This window comes from Bradyrhizobium sp. SZCCT0231 (assembly GCF_018130245.1).
GTDB classification, from domain to species: Bacteria; Pseudomonadota; Alphaproteobacteria; order Rhizobiales; family Xanthobacteraceae; genus Bradyrhizobium; species Bradyrhizobium japonicum_F.
Map to the genome: position 1 here is coordinate 339,270 of NZ_JAFCKP010000004.1, position 14,425 is coordinate 353,694.

The window sequence follows — 14,425 nt, forward strand, 5'->3', positions numbered from 1 at the left end:
GTGAAAAAACCTTGCCGCCCACCCCTGCCCCACCTACAAGCACCGCGAACAGCCTTTTCCCGTGAGTTTTGGAGGATTTCCCATGCGGCCAAGCCGCCGTGCGCCCGACGAATTGCGCCCCGTGACGCTGGAGCGCGGCGTGGTCAAATATGCGGAAGGCTCGTGCCTGGTGAAATTCGGCGACACCCACGTGCTGGTCACCGCCACGCTCGAGGACCGCCTGCCGCCGTGGCTGAAGGGCCAGGGTCGCGGCTGGGTCACCGCCGAATACGGCATGCTGCCACGCGCGACCTCGGAACGGACCCGCCGCGAGGCCTCCGCCGGAAAGCAGAGCGGCCGCACCGTCGAGATCCAGCGCCTGATCGGCCGCTCGCTTCGCACCATCATCAATCTCGAAGCGCTCGGCGAACGCCAGATCACGGTCGATTGCGACGTGCTCCAGGCCGACGGCGGCACGCGCACGGCCTCGATCACCGGCGCCTGGGTCGCGCTCGCCGATTGCGTCAACTGGATGAAGGCACGCAACATGGTCAAGGCCAACGTGCTGCGCGACAACGTCGCCGCGATCTCCTGCGGCATCTACAACGGCACGCCGGTGCTCGATCTCGACTATGCCGAGGATTCCGAGGCTGAGACCGATGCCAATTTCGTCATGACCGGCGATGGCCGCATCATCGAGGTGCAGGGCACCGCGGAACGCGAGCCGTTCACGGACGCCGAGTTCCTGGCGCTGATGGCGCTGGCCCGCAGGGGCGTCGCGCGTCTGGTGGACTTGCAGAAACTGGCTGTGGCGTAGTCAATAGGCCATGCACCGCCGAATCACGGACAGGCTCGTCGTCGCCACCCACAATCCCGGCAAGCTCGCCGAGATGAAGGAGTTGCTTGCGCCGTACGGGATCGAGGCGGTGTCGGCCGGTGAGCTCGGCCTGGACGAGCCGGACGAGACCGGCAACGATTTCCGCAGCAACGCCGCGATCAAGGCGATCGCGGCCGCAAAGGCGACGAAGCTTCCGTCCTTCGCCGATGATTCCGGCATCGTGGTCGACGCGCTCGACGGCGCGCCCGGCATTTACAGCGCGCGCTGGGCCGGCCCGACCAAGGATTTCAACGCCGCGATGGCCCAGATCGAGCGGCTGTTGCAGGAGCGCGGCGCGACCTCAGCCGACCGCCGAAGAGCGCATTTCGTCTCCGCGCTCTGCGTTGCCTGGCCCGACGCTCATCTCGAACAGGTCGAGGCGCGCGTCGACGGCACGCTGGTCTGGCCGCCGCGCGGCACTGCAGGTTTCGGCTACGACCCGATGTTCCTGCCCGATGGCCACAGCCGTACCTTCGGCGAGATGGAAAGCATCGAGAAGCACGGCCTGCCACCGCTCGGCCTCGGCCTGTCGCATCGCGCCCGCGCCTTCGTGAAACTGGCGGAGATCTGCCTTGAGCCGCGCTAGAGCGTTTTCGAGCGAAGTGGATACCGGTTCGCGCCAGGAAAACGCGTCAAAACAGGAATCCGAAGCCTTTGGCGTCTACGTGCACTGGCCGTTCTGCCTGTCGAAGTGTCCCTATTGCGACTTCAACAGCCATGTCCGCCACGCCGCGATCGACGAGGCGCGCTTCGCCTCCGCCTTCGCGCGTGAGATCGCAACGACCGCCGAGCGCGCGCCCGGACGTGAAGTCACCTCGATTTTCCTGGGCGGCGGCACGCCATCATTGATGCAGCCTGCAACCGTCGGCGCGGTGCTCGATGCGATCAGCAAGCACTGGACCGTCGCCGGCGACGTCGAGGTCACGCTGGAAGCGAATCCGACCAGCGTCGAGGCCACGCGCTTTGCCGGCTATCGCTCAGCCGGCGTCAACCGCGTCTCGCTCGGCGTGCAGGCACTCGATGACGCCTCGTTGAAGGTGCTCGGCCGCATGCACAGCGCGCGCGAGGCGCTCGATGCCGTCGCCATCGCACGCCGCTCGTTCGACCGCTATTCGTTCGACCTGATCTACGCCCGCCCCGACCAGACGCCGGCGATGTGGGCCGACGAACTGCGGCACGCGATCGATGAAGCGGCCGAGCATCTGTCGCTCTATCAATTGACGATCGAGGAAGGCACGCCGTTCTTCGGCCTGCACCGGGCCGGCAAATTGAAGACGCCGGACGAAGCCGTCGCGCGCGCGCTCTACGACGTCACGCAGGAGACCTGCGACAAGCTCGGCCTGCCCGCTTACGAGATCTCCAATCACGCGCGGCGCGGCGCGGAGTGCCGGCACAATCTGGTGTACTGGCGCGGCGAGGAATATGCCGGCATCGGCCCCGGCGCGCATGGCCGCCTCGACATCGGCGGCGTGCGCCATGCCACCGCCACCGAGAAGCGTCCCGAGGCCTGGCTGATGCGGGTCGAGACCAACGGCGACGGCGTAGTCACCGACGATCTCCTCAACAGCGAGGAGCGCGCCGACGAATTCCTGCTGATGGGATTGCGTCTCGCCGAAGGCATCGATCCCGAGCGTTACAAGGCCCTCGCCGGCCGCCCGCTCGACCCCCGCCGCATCGCGCTGCTGCGCGAGGAAGGCGCGATCACGGTGGACGCGACGGGACGTCTGCGCGTGACCAGCAGCGGATTCCCGGTGCTGGATGCGGTGGTTGCGGATCTCGCGGCGTAGCGAGCTCTCGTAGGGTGGGCAAAGCGAAGCGTGCCCACCATTCTCACAGCGTTTGCGGACAGATGGTGGGCACGGCGCGAAGCGCGCCTTTGCCCACCCTACGGCACCGTCGTCCCGAACTACGCCCCAAAACTCTTCGGCGAGCCCGCGACTGCAACGCCGCCACCCTGCGTCACCTTCATCACTGCAAGCCCACGCTCGTTCGTGCCGTCGGCGCGGAATCGGAACAGGCCGTCGATACCGGCGAAGCCGGAAGGGTTGGTGAGCACATCGGAGGAGAAGCGCGTGGTGCCTTGGGTGCGCGCGAGCGCGGCGACGAGGGCGACCGCGTCATAGGCGAGCGTGGCGGTTCGCACCGGCTCGCCGCCATATTTGGTGCGGTAGCGGCCGGAGAAGGCGCGGAAGCCGGCCGGATCGGGCGCGGCGTAGAGACCGCCTTGCAAGTTCGCGCTGGCATAGACGCGCGGATTGTCCCACAAGCCGGTGCCGAGCAGCTGGATGTTGCGCAGGTTCGCGCCCGCGGCCGTCATCGCATCCGCCACCGACACGACGGCATCGCCGTCATCGGCGATGAACAGCGCATCCGCGCTGCCGAGCTGCTGCGCCACGGTGCGCGCCGGCGTGGCGCGATCGGCGCCGTATTTCTCGAACGCAACGATGCGCCCACCACGCCGCGGCACGGCCGCCTTCACCGCGGCCTCGACGACATTGCCATAGGCATTGTCGGGCACGAGCGCGGCCACGGAGCGCTTTCCGATGCTCGCGGAATATTCGACGATGCGGTTGACGTCGGACTCCGGCAGGAACGAGAGCAGATAGACGCCGCGGCCGGCGATGCTGGAATCGGTCGAGAAGGCGATGACGGAGATGCCGCGCGTGCGCGCGACCTGCGCCACCGCCGGCACCGACTGCGCGAACAGCGGCCCGAGGATGATCTCGGCGCCTTCGTCGACCGCCTGCTGCGCGCCGGCTTGCGCGCCTTGCGGGCTGCCATTGTCGTCCTTGATGAGGAGCTGGATGTTCGGGTTCTGGAACTCGGCCAGCGCCATCTCGGCGGCGTTGCGCATCGATTGCGCGGCGAGGCCCGCATTGCCGGCGGCCGAGAGCGGCAGGATCAGACCGACCTTCACGCCGCCGGTGCCGGCGGTCGTCGCCTGTTGCTGGGGACCTGCCGGCTGGGCCGGCGGTGCGGAGCTCGAGAACGGGTTGGAGAACTGGCTGAGGCTTTGCTGCACACCGGCGCAGGCCGACAGCACGGGCGCACCGAGCAACAGGCCGAGCGCACTCCGGCGGGTCGCCCCCGACGATCGGGACCCCGGAACGGGAGACTTTGGATGACGCGGGCCCACCATGGCAGCTTCTCTTCTGACCGGCCGTCGCCGGCCGGTCATGACATTCCTTCCGCGACACAAGCAGCGGATTCAGGCATATTGTCGGCAAATAGTTAACCAAAACAAAAGGATAACAACCGCTTAACGCGGCCATCCGTCCCGTCCCGGCAGCTGTTCGCCGTCACTCATTCAGCATCAAGGCGGCGTTTCCGTCGTGAATATGGCGCGAGGGCCCTCATTCCCTCTCGACGTGATCCTGGATCGATCACATTCCCGTCCGTTCCTCGCCCTCACCTCAAGCGCGATCTTTTTCGGCCAGCCGGTTCCCAGCCCTGCGGATCGTGCCTAAGTTGACTTCATTATGCGCGCAAAGCCGGCCCCGATAAATACGCCTGAAGCTCAAGACGCCGCCTCGCGCGGTTTCTCCATCGATGCCCATCGGCTCGCGGCGCCAAAGGCCGCACCGGGCCTCTATCTGGTGGCCACACCCATCGGCAATCTCGGCGACATCACCCTGCGGGCGCTTCAGACGCTCGCCGGCGTCGATGTCATCGCCTGCGAGGACACCCGCATCACGCGCCGCCTGACCGAACGCTATGCGATCGCAGCAACGCTCAAGCCCTATCACGAGCACAACGCGGAAGCGGCGCGCCCGAAGATTCTGCACGCGCTGGCGCAAGGCGGCTCGGTCGCGCTGGTGTCGGACGCCGGCACGCCATTGATCTCCGACCCCGGCTTCAAGCTGGTGCGCGAGGTCTGCGCCGCGGGCCATCCGGTGCATGCGCTGCCCGGCCCGTCCTCGGTGCTGGCAGCTCTGTCGGTCGCCGCGCTGCCGACCGACCGCTTCTTCTTCGAGGGTTTCCTGCCGGTGAAATCTGCGGCGCGCCGCGCACGCCTGGCCGAGCTTGCGCGCATCGACGCGACGCTGGTGATGTTCGAATCGGGCAATCGCATGCAGGCCACCTTGACCGATCTCGGCGAGATCATGGGTGAACGAGAGGCCGCGGTCTGCCGCGAGCTGACCAAGTTGCACGAGGAGGTCAGGCGTGCTCCCCTTGCCGAGCTCGCGCGGCAAGCGGACGCGCCGGAGACGCGCGGTGAATTCGTTCTGGTGATCGGTCCGCCTGCCGCCGACGCCGACGTGATGGCATCGGATGCGCTCGACGGTCTCTTGCGCGAGCAGCTTGCCGCCAACAGCGTCAAGGATGCCGTGGCGCATGCGGTCGCATTGTCGGGCCGGCCGCGCCGCGAGGTCTATGCCCGCGCGCTCGAGCTCGCCAAGAACTTGCACAAGAACTTGCACAAGAACCTGCACAAGGATCTGCGAGGCAGCGATGGCGAAGACTGAGATCCCGGCGGAGCCGAAGGTCGCCTCGCCCGAGCGCGTCGCCGCGTTCCGCACCGGCATTTCCGCGGAGAGCCGCGCCGCGGCCTATCTGATGGCCAAGGGCTACCGTATCCTCGCCAAACGCTACCGCACCCCGCATGGCGAGATCGACATCGTGGCGCGTCGCCGCAATTTGATCGCCTTCGTCGAGGTCAAGGCGCGGGCGACGCTGGACGACGCCGCCTTCGCCGTGACGCCGCGCCAGCAGCAGCGCATCATCGACGCGGCGCAAGGCTGGCTCGTAGCGCATCCCGAGCATGCCGAATTCGAATTGCGATTCGACGCCATGCTGATTGCACCGCGCTCGCTTCCGCGCCATGTGTTGGCGGCATTCGACGCCTCGACCTGAAAGGCAGACCATGAAACTGAACGTCGCCGTCCAGATGGACCCCATCGCCCGCATCAACATCAAGGGCGATTCCACCTTCGCGCTGCTTCTGGAAGCGCAGAAGCGCGGCCATGGCCTGTCCTATTACACCCCCGACAAGCTCTCGATGATCGGCGAAGAGCTGGTCGCGCCGGTTCAGCTCCTGACCGTGCGCGACGAGCCCGGCAACCACTACACCTTGGGCGAGTCCAAGCGCGAAGCGCTGAACGGCTTTGACGTGGTGCTGCTCCGCCAGGACCCGCCATTCGACCTCGCCTACATCACCTCGACGCATTTCCTGGAGCGCATCCATCCGAAGACGCTTGTCGTCAACGATCCCGCCTCCGTGCGCAACGCGCCGGAAAAGCTGTTCGTGATGAATTTTCCGCAGCTGATGCCGCCGACGCTGATCTCGCGCGACCTGGATGAGATCAACGCGTTTCGCGACAAGCACGGCCCCGTCGTCATGAAGCCGCTGCACGGCCATGGCGGCGCAGCGGTGTTCCGCGTGATGCCACAGGACATGAATTTCGGCTCGCTGTTCGACATGTTCTCGGTGACGTTCAGGGAGCCCTGGGTAATCCAGCAGTTCATTCCCGAGGTGAAGCACGGCGACAAGCGCATCATCCTGGTCGACGGCGAGTTCGCCGGTGCGGTGAACCGCGTGCCGGCCGCCGACGACCTGCGCTCCAACATGGTGCGCGGCGGCGCGGCGCAGGAGACCGAGCTCACCCCGCGCGAGCGCGAGATCTGCGCCACCGTCGGCCCGGCGCTGCGCGAGCGCGGCCTCTTGTTCGTCGGCATCGACGTCATCAACGGCAACCTCACCGAGATCAACGTCACCTCACCGACCGGCATCCGCGCCATCTCGCGGCTCGGCGGCCCCGACGTCGCGGCGAAGATCTGGGACGCGATCGAGCACAAGCGGAAGAAGTAGCGCTCTGCGCGTAGCCCGGATGAAGCGTTAGCGAAATCCGGGACGCTTACCACTCGCACCGACCACGGACTACGCTTGCGCTCCATCCGGGCTACGGACGACGCTCGCGGCCACATCGCGCGCTAACGACGTATTCACCATGACGCCGCGCGCGTCGTGCGAACGGACGTGCCCTCGTAGGTGAATCTACGGAGCCGTTGGCCGACCCAATAACGCGACGTTCACCATCTGCCGAGAACCAGCATCGCGGCCGGCCATCGCGTTCGGTCCTGCAACACCCCTTATACTTTTACTCCCTACTCATCGACGCGGGGGAACACGCCAGGTGCGGTTCGAGTGCCCCGCGTAAGAGTAGAAGCGTATGAATACCGCACGCATTGTCGTTCTCGTCATCGCGCTCGGCGCCGGCGGCGTCGCTGCGTATCTGGCGAGCGGCTATCAGAATGCACCCGCGCCCGTCCTCCCCGTCGCCGAGAAGCTGCCGACGGTCGAGGTCCTCATCGCGAAGAACGACATCCAGCTCGGCCAAGCCGTCAAGCCCGACGACCTGCAATGGCAGGCCTGGCCGGCGGCGACCGCGAGCAGCGCCTTCATTCGCCGCGACAGCAGGCCCGAAGCGCAGACCCAGATCGCCGGCTCGATCGCGCGCGTGCCGTTGATGCAGGGCGAGCCGATCCGCGAGCAGAAGCTGGTCAAGCCCGAAGGCTCCGGCTTCATGGCCGCGATCCTGCCGTCCGGAATGCGCGCCGTCTCCACCGAGATTTCAGCCGAAACCGGCGCCGGCGGCTTCATCCTTCCGAATGACCGCGTCGACATCGTCCTGACCCGCCGCCTGAAGAATCCCGACGGCGGCAACACCAACGGTCCGACCGGCGGCAACGACCTCATCCTGTCCGAGGTCATTCTCACCAACATCCGCGTGCTCGCGATCGACCAGGCGCCGAAGGAAAAGGAGGGCCAGAACGCGGTGGTCGGCAAGACCGTCACGCTCGAGCTCAGGCCCGACCAGGTCGCCACGCTTTCGGCCGCACGCCAGGGCGGCACTCTGACACTCGCGCTGCGCAGCATCGTCGATGCCAACGCAGTCGACGGCACGCCCGAGGACCAGGCGATCAGGCGCCCGGGCGGCGTGAACGTGATCCGTTACGGCGTCCAGGCACGGCAACTGACGTCACAGAGGTGATGGGGACAGCATGAACTACGGGGGTGATCGGACGGGCCTGCGCACTCGGGGGAAGCGCGCGCGCTCGTTCTTGGCGGGGACGATGTTGATGCTGGGGCTGCTCGCGGCCCCCGTAGCCGTGGCTGCTGCGGAGGCGCCGGTCGGCGACCAGGCGCCGATGCAGGCGTCGGATCTCAGCGTGTCGCCGGTCGCGACCATCGCACCGGCGCGGTCGCGCTTTCTGTCGCTCGGCATCGGCAAGTCCGTCGTCATCGACCTGCCGCGCGAGGTCAAGGACGTGCTGGTGGCCGATCCCAAGATCGCCAATGCGGTGATCCGCTCGGCCCAGCGCGCCTATATCATCGGCGGCCAGGTCGGCCAGACCAACGTCGTGTTCTTCGCCTCGGACGGCCAGCAGGTCGCCTCCTATGACATCGCGGTGAAGCGCGACCTCAACGGCATGCGTGCAGCGCTGCGCCAGTCCCTGCCCGGCGTGCAGATCGAAGGCGTCGGCGACAGCGTGATGCTGACCGGCTCGGTGTCGAGCCCGGTCGAGGCCCAGCAGGCCGGCGACGTCGCCGCAAAGCTGGTCGGCGGCTCGGACAAGGTCGTCAACAACATCGTCGTGCGCGGCCGCGACCAGGTCATGCTCAAGGTCGTGGTCGGCGAGGTCCGCCGCGACATCGTCAAGCAGCTCGGCGTCGATCTCAGCGCCAGCCTGAATGCCGGCACGGCGGTGGTGAACTTCAACAATTCAAATCCGTTCTCGGTCTCCGGCGGGCCGATCGTCGGCAGCAACGGGCTCGGCGTCACCGGGCTCGCCAAGGGCGTCGCCACCGTCAACGCCACGATGCGGGCGATGGAGAGCGCCGGTGTCATGCGTACCCTGGCCGAACCGAGCCTGACCGCGATCTCGGGCGAATCCGCCACTTTCGTCGCCGGCGGCGAATTCCCGATTCCCGGGGGCTATGCCTGCGATCCGGTCACTCACGTCTGCACCACCCAGGTCACCTACAAGAAGTTCGGCATCTCGCTGAACTTCACGCCGGTCGTGCTCAGCGAAGGCCGTATCAGCCTGCGCGTGATGACCGAGGTCTCGGAGCTGTCGAACACCAACTCGATCACGCTGACGCAGGCCGTGTCCCAGTTCGCGAACAACTCGATCACCATTCCATCGATCCAGACCCGCCGCGCCGAAACGACGCTGGAAATTCCCTCGGGCGGCTCGATGGCGATGGCCGGCCTGATCCAGCAGCAGACCAAGCAGGCGATCAACGGACTGCCCGGTGTCGACCAGGTGCCGATCATCGGCGCGCTGTTCCGCAGCCAGGACTTCGTCAACAACGAGACCGAGCTGATGGTGATCGTGACGCCCTATGTGGTGCGCGCGGTTGCCCAGAAGGAACTGTCGCGGCCTGACGACGGCTTCGCGCCGGCCTCGGACGCGCAGAGGGCGCTGCTCGGGCGGGTCAACCGCCTCTACGGCATCGCGAGCCGTGTCGATCCGGTCAGCGGCACGCCCGGTGATTTCGGCTTCATCATCGACTGAAACGAACGGTTTGGGGACCGGGGCAAGAAACGGGGCAAGAGGGGATCAGGCGATGACGAAGACGAGAGCCGATCGACGTCGCAAGTTGCGGATCGCGCTGGCACTGACGGGGCTGTCCGTCGTGCTCGGCGCCTGCAACACCACCGAGATCGTCACCCAGACGGTGCCGACCGACTATCGCCAGCGCCACCCGATCGCGGTGCAGGAAGGCAAGAAGTCGATCGTGATCTTCGTCGGCAAGGCAAGAGGCGGCCTCTCGGCCGCACAGCATGCGGACGTCGCGGGCATCGCGCGGGACTGGGTGCGCGAAGGCACCGGCTCCGTCGTCGTCGACGTGCCGGTCGACACCGCCAATTCGCGCGCGGCTGCTGCGACCTATCAGGAAATCCGCTCCGCGCTCACGTCCGGCGGCGTGCCGTCGCGTGCCATCGTCCAGCATCCCTATCGTCCCGAGGATCCCGGGCTGCTGCCCACCATCCGCCTGAGCTATTCGAAGATCGCGGCCGTCGCCGGCCCCTGCGGGCTATGGCCGGAAGACGTCGGCCCCACCATCCTCGACCCCGGCTACAACGAGAACCGGCCCTATTTCAATCTGGGCTGCGCCAGCCAGCGCAATCTCGCGGCGATGATCGACAACCCGGCCGACCTCGAGCAGCCGCGCGCCGAGACGCCAGCCTATACGGCACGGCGCGACATCGCCTTCGAGCGTTACCGCAAGGGCACGCCGATCGCGACGCCCTCGTCTGAATCCGACAAGGCCAAACTCAGCGATACCGGCAAATGACAGGCATCCACGACGAACACGCGGACGATCTAGGGCACCCCGAGGAACACATCGCGCCGGTTCCTCGCATTTCGGTGCAGGCCTTTTGCGAGACCGAGCAGACGCTCAAGGCGGTGACCGCGGCGGGCCAGGATCGCCGGCTCGCCAAGGCCCACCTCACCGCCAAGGACGGTGGCCTCGCCGCAGCGATCGAGGCCTATGAATCGATGCCGACGCCGAACGTGATCGTCATCGAGTCCGACGGCACGCGCGACATCCTCGAGGGGCTGGACGACCTCGCCGGCGTCTGCGATCCCGGCACCCGCGTGGTCGTGATCGGCAGCCCCAACGACACCGCGCCCTATCGCGAGCTGGTGCGCCGCGGCGTCAACGACTACGTGGTCGGACCGGTCGAAACCCTCGACGTCGTCCGCTCGATCTGCAGCCTGTTTTCGGCCTCCGAGGCCATCATCACCGGCCGCGTCATCGCGGTGGTCGGCTCCAAGGGCGGTGTCGGCGCGTCCACCGTCGCGCATAATCTGGCCTGGACCATTGCCCGGGACCTCTCGCTCGATTCCGTCGTGATCGATCTCGACCTCGCCTTCGGCACGGCGAGCCTCGACTACAACCAGGATCCGGTGCAGGGCATCGCCAATGCGGTGCTGTCGCAAGACCGGCCGGACACGGCGCTGATGGAGCGCCTGCTCGCCAAATGCACCGATCGCCTCAGCCTGCTGGCGGCGCCCGCCACGCTCGACCGCGTCTACGATTTCGGTGCCGAGGCCTTCGATGCGGTGTTCGACACGCTGCGCATGACCACGCCCTGCATCGTGCTCGACGTTCCCCATCAATGGTCCGGCTGGACGCGGCGCGCGCTGGTGAACGCCGACGACATCGTGATCGTGGCCGAGCCCGATCTCGCCAACTTGCGCAACACCAAGAACATGCTGAGCGTGCTGAAGGCGGCGCGGCCGAACGACCGGCCGCCGCTGTACTGCCTCAACCAGGTCGGCATGCACAAGCGCGCGGAGATCGAGGTCAAGGCGTTCGCCAAGACCATGGAGAGCCAGCCGATCGCGGTGATCCCGTTCGATTCGAAACTGTTCTCGACCGCGGCCAACAACGGCCAGATGATCGCGGAGGTCTCCAAGACCCACCGCACCACCCTTCTGTTCCAGAACATGGCGAACCGACTCGCCGGCCGCGGCGAGGTGAAGAAGCCGAAGCGCTCGCTGCTCGAGCCGCTCTTGAAGAAACTGAAAGGCCGGTCGGGGCGCGGCTCAGCCCCGCATCGCAAGGCGTCGTAAGCGTAGCTTATTTGAGCATGATCTTTTCGGAAAACCGCTTCACACTTTTCCAGATCATGCTCTAGGGCGGATTACTTGTCCGCCCGCTGCTGCTTCTTCGCCAGCAGCTGCCTCAGCGCCGCGACCTTGGCCGCGGCCTGGTCCGGCGGCAAATCTGCCTTCACGAGGATTTCGGCCTCGGCCTCGCGACCCTGCAATCCCAGCACGAGCGCCAGATTGGCGCGGACCCGCGCATCGTTCTGATTGCGCTGATGAGCGCGGCCGAGCACCTGTTCGGCCTTCGACAAATTGTTTTGCAGCACATAGGACAGTCCGAGATTGGACAGCACGGTCGGCTCGTTCGGCACGATCTTCAACGCCGCGGCGTAATATTGCTGCGCCTCCTCGTTGCGGCCGAGCTGATCGAGCGCCGCGCCCTGCGCCGACAGGATGCGCCAATCGGGATCCTCGGGCGAATGTGCGCGGCCGAGGACGTCGAAGGCCTGCTGGAAATTGCCGTTGTCGGCGAGTGCGCGGCCATAGCCGGCGAGCAGCGCCTTGTTGCCGGGATGGGCGAGCACGGCCTGCTCGAGCACCGCGACCGCCTGCGCACGCTGGCCGCTGGTGCGCAGCGCCTTGCCATATTCGATAGCAATTGCGGGATCGCTGGGCTTGGCGCGATAACGCTCGCGAAGCGCGTCCATCTCCGGCCTGGCGTCGGCCTTGATGTCGGCCTTGGCGGCGTCCTTGGCGACGGACTCCTGCTTGCCGCCGAGCGCACCGGTGACGTCCTCAATGCCGGTGGTCTGACAGCCGCCGAGGGCAAGGATCAGAACGGCGGAACACAGATATCTCGCCGGGGGAAAAGCGAGGAACGAACGCTTGGACATACTCTGATCACTCGGCAACTGATCAGAGATGCTTACCGATTAACGCTAAAGTCCCGTTAAGGAGGCGGTCCTGTTGAGGTTCAGTCGACGAATTCGGCACCGAACTCGCAGCCGATGCGCCAGCGCAGGCGGCATTGGCGGGAATAGTCGGGCGCGAAGATGATGGTGAATTGCGGCGGCACTTCCAGGAATTCCGCGACCACTTTCACGCCGCCATCCGAAATATCCGTGATCGTGCAATCCCGCGGCAGCGAGCCCGCCCCAAAATGGATCTTGGCGAGCCGGCTGCACACCCGACGTTCGCTTCTCCGGCGATTTGCAAGCATTTGAATTGTTCACCCATTAGACCACGGCCCATCCCGCAGCTTCAGGAGTAGCGGACATTCGTTGGGATGTGCTGAGGACAGCCGACCGCATTCGAGACGTAGTCTCCGCGCCGCGTTTACGCCTGGTTAGGATTTGCGCTGCCCTCCTGCAGATCGTTCCCGTATTGTTCTTGCGAAAACGGCAGCCCTCTGCTACCCCTAATTGCAGGAAAGGGCAGGCTGGTTTGAGCATGGTTCAGCGGGTTTCTACCGTCGCCTTTGAGGGGATCGAGGCCCGCGCGGTCGACGTGCAGGTGCAGGTCGCCCCGGGCCTGCCGGCCTTCGCCATCGTCGGTCTGCCGGACAAGGCGGTGTCGGAGGCGCGCGAGCGGGTGCGCTCGGCGCTGATCGCCTCGGGGCTGGCGTTGCCGGCGCGGCGGATCATCGTCAATCTGGCCCCGGCCGACGTCCCGAAGGAAGGCAGCCATTACGACCTGCCGATCGCGCTCGGGCTGATGGCGGCGATCGGGGCGATCCCGCCGGATGCGCTGGCCGGCTTCACCGTGCTCGGCGAGCTCGGCCTTGATGGCTCGATCGCACCGGTGGCCGGCGTCCTTCCCGCCGCGATCGGCGCCAATATGCGCGAGGAAGGGCTGATCTGCCCGGCGGCTTGCGGCTCCGAAGCGGCCTGGGCGAGCCCTGATATCCAGATCATCGCCGCACAATCGCTGATCCAGATCGCCAACCATTTCAAGGGCACGCAGGTGCTGTCGCGGCCCTCGCCGAAGGTGCACGAAGCCCCCGCCTTCACGCTCGATCTGCGCGACATCAAGGGCCAGGAAAGCGCCAAGCGCGCGCTGGAGATCGCGGCCGCCGGCGGGCATCATTTGCTCATGATCGGCGCGCCCGGCGCCGGCAAATCGATGCTGGCCGCGCGCCTGCCCTCGATCCTGCCGCCGCTGTCGCCGGGCGAGCTGCTCGAGGTCTCGATGATCGCGTCCGTCGCCGGCGAGATCGAAGGCGGCGCGCTGACGGCGCGGCGCCCGTTCCGCTCGCCACATCATTCCGCCAGCATGGCCGCGCTCACCGGCGGCGGCGTGCGCGCCAAGCCCGGCGAGATCTCGCTGGCGCATCAGGGCGTGCTGTTCCTCGACGAGCTGCCGGAGTTCGATCCGCGCGTGCTGGATTCGCTGCGCCAGCCGCTGGAGAACGGCGAGGTCGCGGTGTCGCGCGCCAATCACCGCGTCACCTACCCTGCCCGCTTCATGCTGGTCGCGGCCATGAATCCCTGCCGCTGCGGCAATGCGTTCGAGCCCGGCTATGCCTGCAAGCGCGGCCGCATCGACCGCTGCACCGGCGATTACCAGGCGCGCATCTCCGGTCCTCTGATGGACCGCATCGACCTGCGCATCGAAGTGCCGGCGGTGACTGCCGCCGACCTGATCCTGCCGCCGCCGACGGAGGGTTCGGCCGAGGTCGCCGCCCGCGTGGCGGCGGCGCGCGACATCCAGCTGGCGCGCTATGCGGATGCGGGCCTGCCCCAGATTCGCACCAATGCCGAGGCGCCCGCCTCCGTGCTGGAGGAGATCGCAAAGCCGGATGCGCAAGGCGCCAAGCTGCTGCGCGACGCCGCCGAGACCATGCGGCTGTCGGCGCGCGGCTATCACCGCGTGCTGCGGGTGGCGCGCACGCTCGCCGACCTCGATCACGCCGACAAGATCGGCCGGCTGCACCTCGCCGAAGCCCTGTCCTACCGCGCACTCGCGGAGGATGTGCGCCAGATGGCGTGATCATTCCACGCGTCA

At 66.8% G+C, this 14,425-nt stretch carries 14 protein-coding genes; 11 read left to right on the plus strand and 3 right to left on the minus strand.

What is annotated here, in order from left to right:
* Positions 1 to 82: 82 nt before the first annotated feature.
* The 3 genes from rph to hemW are packed head-to-tail and all read left to right on the plus strand — an operon-like array spanning position 83 to position 2,643.
* A complete protein-coding gene (gene rph, locus JQ566_RS14555) occupies positions 83 to 796 on the plus strand; it encodes a ribonuclease PH (RefSeq protein ID WP_212372936.1) in 714 nt (237 codons plus the stop codon).
* A 10-nt stretch (positions 797 to 806) separates the two neighbouring features.
* On the plus strand, positions 807 to 1,442 hold the full coding sequence (gene rdgB / locus JQ566_RS14560; RefSeq protein WP_212372938.1) for an RdgB/HAM1 family non-canonical purine NTP pyrophosphatase: 636 nt from the start codon (positions 807 to 809) through the stop codon (positions 1,440 to 1,442).
* A 16-nt stretch (positions 1,443 to 1,458) separates the two neighbouring features.
* Positions 1,459 to 2,643 (plus strand): radical SAM family heme chaperone HemW, encoded by a 1,185-nt coding sequence (gene hemW, locus JQ566_RS14565; protein ID WP_212373101.1) that lies wholly within the window; start codon positions 1,459 to 1,461, stop codon positions 2,641 to 2,643.
* 119 nt (positions 2,644 to 2,762) lie between these two features.
* Here the strand turns inward: hemW and JQ566_RS14570 are convergent, their stop codons facing one another.
* Positions 2,763 to 3,995, minus strand: coding sequence for a penicillin-binding protein activator (locus JQ566_RS14570; protein ID WP_212372940.1), 1,233 nt, complete (start codon positions 3,993 to 3,995; stop codon positions 2,763 to 2,765).
* A 340-nt stretch (positions 3,996 to 4,335) separates the two neighbouring features.
* Here JQ566_RS14570 and rsmI point away from each other — a divergent pair, with 340 nt between their 5' ends.
* The 7 genes from rsmI to JQ566_RS14605 all read left to right on the plus strand — a co-directional run bounded on the left by rsmI (position 4,336) and on the right by JQ566_RS14605 (position 11,446).
* Complete coding sequence (gene rsmI / locus JQ566_RS14575; protein ID WP_212372941.1) at positions 4,336 to 5,322, plus strand: 16S rRNA (cytidine(1402)-2'-O)-methyltransferase; 987 nt, start codon at positions 4,336 to 4,338, stop codon at positions 5,320 to 5,322.
* On the plus strand, positions 5,309 to 5,710 hold the full coding sequence (locus JQ566_RS14580; protein ID WP_100233271.1) for a YraN family protein: 402 nt from the start codon (positions 5,309 to 5,311) through the stop codon (positions 5,708 to 5,710). The genes rsmI and JQ566_RS14580 overlap by 14 nt, the downstream gene beginning before the upstream one ends.
* 10 nt (positions 5,711 to 5,720) lie before the next feature.
* The gene (gshB, locus tag JQ566_RS14585) at positions 5,721 to 6,665 is read left to right on the plus strand and encodes a glutathione synthase (RefSeq protein WP_212372943.1); all 945 of its coding nucleotides are present in this window, start codon (positions 5,721 to 5,723) and stop codon (positions 6,663 to 6,665) included.
* Between the two features lie 361 nt (positions 6,666 to 7,026).
* Positions 7,027 to 7,848 (plus strand): Flp pilus assembly protein CpaB, encoded by an 822-nt coding sequence (gene cpaB / locus JQ566_RS14590; protein WP_212372945.1) that lies wholly within the window; start codon positions 7,027 to 7,029, stop codon positions 7,846 to 7,848.
* Positions 7,849 to 7,858: 10 nt separating this feature from the next.
* On the plus strand, positions 7,859 to 9,376 hold the full coding sequence (locus tag JQ566_RS14595) for a type II and III secretion system protein family protein (RefSeq protein ID WP_212372947.1): 1,518 nt from the start codon (positions 7,859 to 7,861) through the stop codon (positions 9,374 to 9,376).
* A gap of 52 nt (positions 9,377 to 9,428) precedes the next feature.
* A complete protein-coding gene (locus tag JQ566_RS14600) occupies positions 9,429 to 10,160 on the plus strand; it encodes a CpaD family pilus assembly protein (RefSeq protein ID WP_212372948.1) in 732 nt (243 codons plus the stop codon).
* On the plus strand, positions 10,157 to 11,446 hold the full coding sequence (locus JQ566_RS14605; protein ID WP_212372949.1) for a CpaE/TadZ family protein: 1,290 nt from the start codon (positions 10,157 to 10,159) through the stop codon (positions 11,444 to 11,446). The genes JQ566_RS14600 and JQ566_RS14605 overlap by 4 nt, the downstream gene beginning before the upstream one ends.
* Before the next feature lie 71 nt (positions 11,447 to 11,517).
* Here JQ566_RS14605 and JQ566_RS14610 read toward each other — a convergent pair whose 3' ends face one another.
* Together JQ566_RS14610 and JQ566_RS14615 are read right to left on the minus strand one after the other, a co-directional pair.
* Positions 11,518 to 12,315, minus strand: a complete 798-nt coding sequence (locus JQ566_RS14610; protein WP_212372950.1) for a tetratricopeptide repeat protein — start codon at positions 12,313 to 12,315, stop codon at positions 11,518 to 11,520.
* Positions 12,316 to 12,395: 80 nt separating this feature from the next.
* A complete protein-coding gene (locus JQ566_RS14615) occupies positions 12,396 to 12,641 on the minus strand; it encodes a PilZ domain-containing protein (protein WP_018644993.1) in 246 nt (81 codons plus the stop codon).
* 230 nt (positions 12,642 to 12,871) lie between these two features.
* Here JQ566_RS14615 and JQ566_RS14620 point away from each other — a divergent pair, with 230 nt between their 5' ends.
* Complete coding sequence (locus JQ566_RS14620) at positions 12,872 to 14,410, plus strand: YifB family Mg chelatase-like AAA ATPase (RefSeq protein WP_212372951.1); 1,539 nt, start codon at positions 12,872 to 12,874, stop codon at positions 14,408 to 14,410.
* The last annotated feature ends 15 nt before the right edge of the window (positions 14,411 to 14,425 follow it).